Source organism: uncultured Mailhella sp. (assembly GCF_944324575.1).
In the GTDB taxonomy this organism is placed as follows: Bacteria; Desulfobacterota; Desulfovibrionia; order Desulfovibrionales; family Desulfovibrionaceae; genus Mailhella.
Window position 1 is genome coordinate 1 of record NZ_CALUWV010000083.1, and the last position, 9054, is coordinate 9054.

Genomic DNA, 9054 nt, shown 5'->3' on the forward strand with positions numbered 1-9054 from the left:
GCGGCCCCGACAAGCAGCACCGACACCGCAAAAAGAAACGGCATGAAGCCCGCCGTGCCGCGGTAGAGCATTCCGGCCACAATGACCCCGGGAACGGGAACGTGCAGCTCTCCGGTCATGGAAAAAAGGGACCAGCCCGCCGCAGACAGGGCGAACTGCCCGAAGAACACCAGAGAAAACAGACGCCACGCCCGCAGCCTCGTGCGTGCTGCGGCCTTTCTGTCGGCAAGGCGGGCGCAGATGAACGCGGCCCAGAACCCGGCCAGAAGGCCCTGCACCATGCCGAAGCCCGGAAGGAGCCTGTCCAGAAGCAGAAGATGCGGGGCAAAGCGCGCCATGGCACAAAGCGGCAGGGCCGCAAGAAGAAAGCCTGCCGCCTGCATATGCGCCCGCTCCCGCGAGCGGGAAAACCATGCTCGGCCCGGCCCCGTCCAGACAAGAACCGCAGCCGTCACCGTGAATGCGGCCACGGCAAGCAGAATGACGACAAGGCGCATCCACGGCGCGCCCATGGCAAGGCGTATCTGCATGAGCACTTCCGTCGTGCGCACCCATTCCCCGGCCAGAACCGTGAGTGCGGCGGCAGAAACGGGCCGCATCCACGCCCGACGCCCGAAGCACGAAAGCGCCCACAAAAGACACGCCACCGCGCTTCCCGCGCCTCCCGCCCGCCACAGGTGCGCGGCTCCCAGCACAAAGGCAGGCACAAGAAAAACGGGCACGAAAAAGGCGCGCGTGCCGCTGCGCTTTCCGGTGTTGTCCGGCGTCATCATGCTTCTTTCTCCTTTTTTCCGGGCCGTGCGTTCCGGCCTCTTCGTTCATGGGTCATGCGTATGCTTCCCCGCTCCGCAGACACAAACGTGTCCGGCATCGCAAAAGAAAGCACGCAGGCGGCTGCCCCGCACCGCTCAGCTCCGCTGGCGCCGCCCTCCGGGAGTGACGGCATACCGGGCACGCGCCGCCTTCCCTTCACGGACATGGCGGCGAAAAACCGACAGCACGCCGAATCCGAAAACCGGCGTCCGTCCCGGGCCTGAACGCAGCGCCTGCGCATGCGGTCTCTTCCCGGCTCCTGCGCCGGAGCGAAAGCCGCGCCCCTGCTCCGGTACGGTGCGCCTGCTCATCCGCCTCTTCTCCCGCCTGCCCGGAAAACGCGCAAAACCATGACTCGTCTTGCCTCTGCTTCCGCAGGTACAGCCCTCGCAGAACGCGCCGCTGCGGGCCGGTCATGCGCCAGAAGGTATGCAAATCTCCGCAGCTTTGCCGTGACTGTCGTCATGCTTTTCCGCATGGAGACAGCTTTTCCGCCTTTCTTCTGCAAGTTTCCGTCAATTGTGATTTAAGTCACAGTTATTTTCTTCTGCGCCATGTATGACTGAGGGGCCGTGTTTTTTCATAACCGAGGGAGGAGAACAATGAAAGCATCAAGACACGGTCCATGGAAACTGCTGCTTGCGGGCACGGTGCTGGGAGCGGCACTGGTGCTTCTGGCGGCTGCCGGAATGCAGTATTCCGACACAAGGCCCTTCTGTTCCACCTGTCACGTCATGCGCGAGGCCGCGCTCACGCACAGCCGCTCGCCCCACGCCGATCTGACGTGCAACGAATGTCATGCGCCCCACAATCTGCTGGCGAAGCTGCCCTTCAAGGCTCAGGAAGGACTGCGCGACTTCGTGGCCAACCTTCAGGGGAAGGAGGCTCCGATTCTCGCGCGGCTGGAAACCAGAGACGTGGTCAACGCCAACTGTCGCGCCTGCCACAGGGTCGCCAATGAGGATGTCATGATGGCGAAACCCTACTGCGTGGACTGCCACCGCGCCATGGCGCATCAGAAGAAAACCCCCGTCAGCTTCAGGGAGGCGGCAGATGAATAAGATGAACATGATCATGACAGGCGCGGTGCTGGCCTGCTGTCTCATCAGCGCAGGCTGTCAGGACGACACCTATGAAGTGAAGACCCCGGTCTACCAGAGCGGTCTTCCGGCGAACACGCTGGATGCCTCCAAGTTTGAAAAGGCGTTCCCGCTCCAGTACGCCTCGTACCGGCAGAACGACGAAAGTTCCGTGATGACGGAGTACAAGGGTTCGGTGAACTTCCGCAAGAACGACAACGTGAATCCGCTGCCCAGGGGGTTCCATGCGGCTCAGCCGTACCTCAAGAACCTGTGGCTCGGCTATCCGTTCATGTACGAGTACAACGAGGCGCGCGGTCACACCTACGCGGTCAAGGACATTCTCGACATCGACCGCATCAACCGCTACTCGCCGGACGGCAAGGGCAACATGCCCACCACCTGCTGGAACTGCAAGGTTCCGGCCATTTCGCAGTGGGTGGCGGCCGAGGGCGACGGCGTGTGGAGCCGCGACTTCAACGAGTACCGCACCAAGGTGGACGTAATGAACGAAAGCATAAGCTGCGCCACCTGCCACGACACCACCACCATGGAACTGCAGCTCTACTCCATTCCGCTCAAGGACTGGCTGGCCAGAAGCGGCAAGGACTGGGCCACGCTCTCGCGCAACGAAAAGCGCAGTCTCGTGTGCGGCCAGTGCCACGTGGAATACTACTTCACCCACAAGGACAACGGTCCGGCGGGCAAGCCCGTGTTCCCGTGGGACAACGGCTTCGACCCCGAAGACATGTACGAATACTACAACACCCACGGCGCGAACAACGGACCGTTCACGGACTTCGTGCACGCCGTGTCGGGCGTGAACATCATCAAGGCCCAGCATCCCGAATACGAGACCTGGCAGAACGGCCCGCACGGCGCGGCGGGCGTGTCCTGCGCGGACTGCCATATGCCCTACGTGAAGCAGGACGGCAAGAAGTATTCGAGCCACTGGTGGACCTCGCCGCTCAAGGATCCCGAACTTACCGCCTGCCGCACCTGCCATTCCGACAAGACGCCCGAATTCCTGCGCGCCCGCGTGCACGACATTCAGGAAAAGACCTACCGGCAGCTTCTCAAGGCTCAGGAAACCAGCGTGAAGGCGCATGAAGCCGTGCGTCTGGCCAACGAATTCACGGGCGAAAGAAACGCGAACTACGAATCCCTCATGGCCGCCGCCCGCGAAAACGTGCGCAAGGGCCAGTTCTTCTGGGATCTCATTTCTGCGGAAAACAGCGTGGGATTCCACAATCCCGCCAAGGCGCTCGACACGCTCATGAGCTCCATGGGCTACAGCCAGAAGGCCATTGATCTGTGCATCGAGGCCACCAACGCGGGCATCGCGGCGAACCTTGCGGGCGACATCAAGGACATCGTGCCGCCCATTCTCGAGTTCAACCGCAAGATGCAGCAGGATCCCGAAGTCATGAAGAGCCACAAGTGGCTCACCTACCTCCCCGTGCTGCCCGAAGCGGGCCTTGTGTGGGAAGGCAACGTGCGGGTGAAGTAACGGACGAACATCGTCCCTGACGCGGAAAACATTCCGCACGGGCCGGAGGAGCTTTCCTCCGGCCCTTTTTTCGCCGGAAAAAGCCGGGTTCTTCTGCGGCGGGCTTTCGTGCGCCTCCGGCGGCAAAAAGGCCGGGGCATGACGGCTCCACGCTCCCGTACCCCGCAATCCGGGGCACGACACAGGCAAAGCGCCCCGGAAAGGCTCCCCGCGCTTCCCCGCCCGCGGCAGGGCAATCTGCTGACTGCTGGTGATCAAAGGCTCCCCAAGCGCCCGGCCCGCGGCCTAGGTGCTGTTCTTCGGTCTCAGGCTCCCGTCTCCCGCGTTCCGCAACGACGGAAAGGGCGCTGCCGACGTCATGCCGACAGCGCCCCTGCCTGATTTGCCAGATATCCGCGCCCCGCCCGTTCAGACAGACGGGAGCCTTTCGCGCAAACGCGCAGGCTTACGCGCGGGCGTTTTTGTCCGCGCCGCCCGTGATGACGATTTCGGCGCGGGAGTCGCCCTCCTGAATGAGCTCGTCCACGGCCGGAAGCACGATGCGCCCCGACCGGGGATTCTTGATGCTGTCCACGGGGGCGGTGAGCACGGCGTCCACGTCGGACTTCTCAAAGCAGAGGTCGGAGTCCACCACCTCGCAGTCCACGAGCTTCAAATTCGTGCAGTAGCAAAGAGGCTGCGAACTGATGATGCGGCAGCGCTCCAGCGTGAGATGATCGGAATACCAGCCGAGGAACTCCCCTTTCAGAACGCAGTCGCGCACCGTCACGTTCTCCGCGTGCCAGAAGGCGTCGCGGCTCGTGATGTCGCAGTGCTCGAAGGTGCAGTCGTGCAGATACTGAAGAGCGTACCTGCCCGTGAAGCGCACGTCTGCAAAGTCGAGATTCGCCGCGTGCAGCATGAAATAATCGCTCTTCACCGTGCAGTTTTCCATGCGGAAGAATCGCGAAAACCAGCCGAACTCGTTGGACACGACGTCGCAGTTTCTCACGGCAACCTCGCGGCACTCGCGCAGCGCCTTGATGCCGTGCAGCTTCGAGTCCGCAATGTCTATGTGATCGGAATACCAGAGCGCGGCGCGCCCGTTTTCCGTGATATTGCAGTCCTTGATCGCAAGGCCGTGCACGTGCCAGAACGGATAGCGCAGATTGCACAGACAGCGCTCGGCCGTCACGTCCTCGCATTCTTTAAGCGCACTTTCGCCGTCGGCAGGCCCGGTGAACGAACAGTCCCGGACCAGCACGTGCCGAAGCCCGTACAGCGCCCTCTCTTCATCAAAGGTCTTGTTTTCTATGATGTCCATACCGGCTCTCCCATGAATGTTCTGTGCATAGTTATAAGCACGCCTCATAAAAGAGCAAATGCCTATGATTCATGACGAACCATGCCCAAAAGACATATTTCTTGCACCTCTGTACCTCAAGAATCCATACTGCCATGGACTGCAATCAGAAAAGTCCGATCATCCATTCACATACAATCGACGCTCGAATTTCACCTTGTTTTCCTTGATAAGGCGTCTGTGAAACACAACCTTGCACTCTGCTTCAATCCGGTATCCTTTTTCTTCAGGATATTGACCTGCCGTTTTCCCTGTCATACATAGAAGAAAAATTTAGATGCCTTCATGTCGAAACCTCATCAGTTTTTATACAACCAGGCTGAATCCAAGGAGAACATGACATGTCGTCCGTTGAAGAACAGGTTGCCGGACAAATTTCTGAAATTATTCGTCAAAGAAAAACACGTCTGCCGCTCGTCGAAGGCGTGCTGAAGCGCTGCTCCTCGCTGCAGAAAGCCATGACCGTCGTTCGCTCATCCATCGAGCAGCTGCAGCAAAATTCCACGGAAAATGAGATGCTCACGGCCACATGCCAGCAATGTCTGGAGGTGCTGCTCAATCACGGGGAGAAGATTACTGATATCGAACAGCAGGCGCTCCTGGCCCGAAAGCGCTTTTCACGGGATACCGTCAACATCGGCTTCGGCGGTCCCAAGGGCATGGGAAAAAGTTTCCTGCTGCAAAAGCTCTCTGGACTCACGAACAATGAAGTTCCTTCGGCCGACGGCCTGCCCGTCACGGCAGTGCGTTCCGTTATCCAGAACTCTCCCGACAACTGCGCCAAGGTTGTCTTCCACACCCCGGCAAGCTTTCTTCAGCAGCGCATCTGGCCTCTATGCCGGAATCTGTCCATCAATCCTCCGCACACACTGCAGGAATTTCAGGACATAAAGCTCCCGGAAACTCAGAACTCCTCGGATCGCAGCTTTCAGTGCTGCAATAAAATAAAGGAATACCAGTCAGCACTTCCAGAATACCGGGATCTGCTAACGGGCAAGGAAAAAACTATTGCCCTGTCGGAACTGCGCCCCTATGTGACCTACAGGCTTCCTTCTCCCAACGACGACAAGGTCACCGTGCCCAACCACGTCTATGTCGCCGTGTCGACCGTGACCATCTACTGCGAATTTCCTCAGACGTCCGTAAAGAATCTCAAGCTCATCGACCTCCCCGGCCTTGGAGAACTGGATCCCTCGCTGGAGAGCATCCATACCGAAGGCTTCAAGGACAACGTCGATCTGTGCCTCTTCATCCGTCGCCCCTCGGGCAACAGACCGGACTGGGACCAGGAAGCCCAGAGAGCGCTTGACACCCTCACCCGCAACTGTCCTGCGGGGCACCCTTCGGACTTCGTCATTCTTGTCATCAACGGCGGCGGCTGCAAAACCGATTATGTGACCATCATGGAAAAGGATGCCCGAGACAAACTGGGCGACCGCTATACCATACTGACAACGGACAAGTCCGATTCGCAGGGGCTTTCCGCCGAAGTGCTGAGCCGGGCTCTGGATCATCTTTCCCAGAAGCTCCCCAAATCCGACAACGCACTGTTTCTCGGCATATCCGAGTCTCTGAACAGTCTGAGCCGCATCATCACTGATTTCTGCGACGAAGCCAAAAGGACGCTGCGTCAGTACGGTCAGGGAGAAGACTCGGAAGAACTCAGGCGTCACGCGGCGGAACAGGCTTTGCGAAGATTCGCCAGGCTCAGTTTCAAAATTCGCGACAGCATAGAAAAGCGTGCCGTCAGGCAGGACGACCTTACGGAAGTCATCGACTCCCTCGATCGCATCAAGGACGAAACACTCGAATATTTCAACAACGGCATGCAGGAAGGCAGCCGGGAAAACTGGCTTGAAATGGCCAACGATCGCTATGCACAGGACAACGCCCTCAACAAGGTGCAGACCGACACGATCAACCAGATGAGAGTGCAGATTGCTCAGCGCTTCTCTCTGGAGCTCGACAGCGTATACAAGGACTACATTACACACGAAATTCTGGAAAAGACCGTCGCCGCGCTCAACGATGCAAAAGTGCTCAACAACATGCTCAACGAAGAGTCCGCGGAAAAGAACCTGAAAAGCTTTCTGAGTTATCTTGACAACACGGAGCACCCCGTGCCTCAGATGCGCGAAGCCGTTGAGGGTCTCATTACGCTCAAGATCGAACATAACGCCCAGTTCTATCCCCGTGCGTATGATCCCATACGCAGTCTGAAAAACATTGCCGACGTCATGAAGATAGAAGGCAACACCCTCGAAGAGCGCTGCGAGAATCTCTATACCAATCTTGTGGACATGGGAACGCGCACCATTATCGATATCAGAAACAAAATCATTGAAGAGACGCGGAACAACCTTTTCAACATTCTTCTGGTTGCCTATGAAAAGTTTGAGGACTCCATCATCCGCAACAACAATGTCAATGACGAGTGGATACGTTTTTTCAAGTCCTACTACAACGACATCATCACTTCCGACAAGAAAGCGAATATCAGCTATCTGCTGAACGAAACCCTCAAACATCTCAGCGCCCTGCGCGACCGCGCCAGCAGCGCTGTCTGAGGAGCCTGTCATGTCCAACTCCATTCTTGATTTCATTCTTTCTTTTCTGAAAAAAGTGGGCTTTCCCGTATCGGGCGCCATCATGAACATCATTACCGATTACTGGGACTGGGACAAGCTCTCCGGCAAAGCAAAGTCCCCGTGCTACAACATCGGCTTCTTCGGGCCGAGCCGCATAGGGAAAACTACCCTTGCGGCCTCCATGGTGGAGGAATTCAAGCAGTTCTCAAGCCGCATCAACAGCAGCTATCTCAAGCTCTCGGCTCTCGATGACATCACCATGACCAAAATTTCAGGCCGCATCAACGACCTGAAAGCCGGCATAGAAAAAGGCACGTTCAAAACCGGCACCCTTGAGGGTACCTCGGATCACGAAGAGCTCAAGCTGCGCTTTGAAGAAGGCGCCCGCAAATCCTTCAAGCAGGACTTCATTCTGCACGACTTTCCCGGCGGCTGGATAAACGATCCCCAAAAAATAGAACAGCTCAATCTGAAGGACTGGGACGTCATCATTCTGCCCATAGATTCCGTCGTCATCATGGAAAGCGTGGAGCTTGAACACAAACGGGCCGCCCGCAACGATCTGTGCATAGATCAGGTGGAAAACTTCATGCGGGACTGGGTGAAAACCCGTACCAACCTGCCCAGCCTGTGCATTCTTGCGCCCATCAAGTGCGAAACCTACTTCAGCACTCCCAAGGTTTCCTCCATGCTGGCCGACAAGTCGCAGCTGCTCTTCAACAAGATAACCAACGAGTACTACAAGGACGTTCTCAGCATCATTCAGTCTTCAAGCAGTGTCGAATGTCTTTACATGCCGGTCAACACCATAGGCTGCTGCTACCTTAAAATGCCCACATGGGAAAACGGAAAGCTCAAGGGCGTGTACTCCATCTCCTTCGAGCCCGGCATGAACCGGTGGCATCCGTACGGCCCTTCGTATCTCATGCTTGAAATCTGCATGTTCATCTGCAGCCAGCTGCGTCGCCTGCCGAAGAAAGCCATGAGCAGTTCCATGGAAAGCTTCATTCAGGCCACAAGCGAGATCGACAAGGCCATGCGGGATCCTGATGCCACGGCCCCCGAAATCCCCTACAACAGAAAGAAGATTCTGCAGAGAGGATCATTCAAATAATGAAATGCGCATTGTTGACACGCTTTTACAGCGATGACTACAACGTGTTCTTCGCCCCTGCCCTGTATGACCGCTTTCTGAAAACGGCAAAAGAGCTCGGACTGAGCAGAGCTCTCGACGATACCAAGCCCGGCCTTCTCTTTCTGCATCATGACGGACAAAGCCGCCTCTGGGTTACCGGCATCGCCTCCGGCCGTCAGGACTGCATAGGAACGGCTATACGCTTCAACCTGCTTCTGGAAGACGAAGAAAGCGTGCTGCGCGACTGGGCCGGTTTCTTTCTTGCCCATCTGAACGTCCCCGAAAAACGCAACCTGCAGGCTCTGGGAAGTCTCTGGGACACTCTTGTCATTGACAATAAAAGCTTTTCCCACGGGACGGACTCCGAACGCGTCATTGCAATTCTGCAGAACTTCCGAAAGGCTTCGGCACTGCCCCCGTTGCTGCCGGAAAATCCCGGCGATTTCATGGTGGCATCTCCCCTGGTGCTGCGCCCCGACAACCTTGCCGAAATCCTGACGGATGCTTCTCTGCGCGGGGTCGTGCTGCTGAACGGAAAACTGGAACCGGTGATCCAAAGGAAAAAAAAAACTTTCCGAGTGATTCTG

At 57.4% G+C, this 9054-nt stretch carries 6 protein-coding genes and 1 pseudogene; 5 read left to right on the top strand and 2 right to left on the bottom strand.

What is annotated here, in order from left to right; genetic code table 11:
* Positions 1–773 (bottom strand): annotated as a pseudogene (locus Q0J81_RS08905) (4Fe-4S ferredoxin); the annotation flags it as partial.
* Positions 774–1415: 642 nt separating this feature from the next.
* Between Q0J81_RS08905 and Q0J81_RS08910 the strand changes: the two are divergent.
* Positions 1416–1874 carry a NapC/NirT family cytochrome c gene (locus tag Q0J81_RS08910; protein WP_294447281.1) on the top strand — a complete coding sequence of 153 codons (459 nt, stop codon included), beginning with the start codon at positions 1416–1418 and terminating at the stop codon, positions 1872–1874.
* Positions 1867–3402 (top strand): ammonia-forming cytochrome c nitrite reductase subunit c552, encoded by a 1536-nt coding sequence (locus tag Q0J81_RS08915; RefSeq protein ID WP_294447283.1) that lies wholly within the window; start codon positions 1867–1869, stop codon positions 3400–3402. Before Q0J81_RS08910 ends, Q0J81_RS08915 begins: the two co-directional genes overlap by 8 nt.
* 445 nt (positions 3403–3847) lie before the next feature.
* On the opposite strand, the gene Q0J81_RS08920 is transcribed toward Q0J81_RS08915, so the two are convergent.
* A complete protein-coding gene (locus Q0J81_RS08920; RefSeq protein ID WP_294447285.1) occupies positions 3848–4705 on the bottom strand; it encodes a DUF3737 family protein in 858 nt (285 codons plus the stop codon).
* Positions 4706–5085: 380 nt separating this feature from the next.
* Here Q0J81_RS08920 and Q0J81_RS08925 point away from each other — a divergent pair, with 380 nt between their 5' ends.
* The 3 genes from Q0J81_RS08925 to Q0J81_RS08935 all read left to right on the top strand — a co-directional run.
* Positions 5086–7311, top strand: a complete 2226-nt coding sequence (locus Q0J81_RS08925) for a hypothetical protein (protein WP_294447286.1) — start codon at positions 5086–5088, stop codon at positions 7309–7311.
* A gap of 10 nt (positions 7312–7321) precedes the next feature.
* Complete coding sequence (locus tag Q0J81_RS08930) at positions 7322–8446, top strand: hypothetical protein (protein WP_294447288.1); 1125 nt, start codon at positions 7322–7324, stop codon at positions 8444–8446.
* Between the two features lie 11 nt (positions 8447–8457).
* On the top strand, positions 8458–9054 hold a 597-nt coding region (locus tag Q0J81_RS08935; protein ID WP_294447290.1), incomplete at its 3' end, for a hypothetical protein.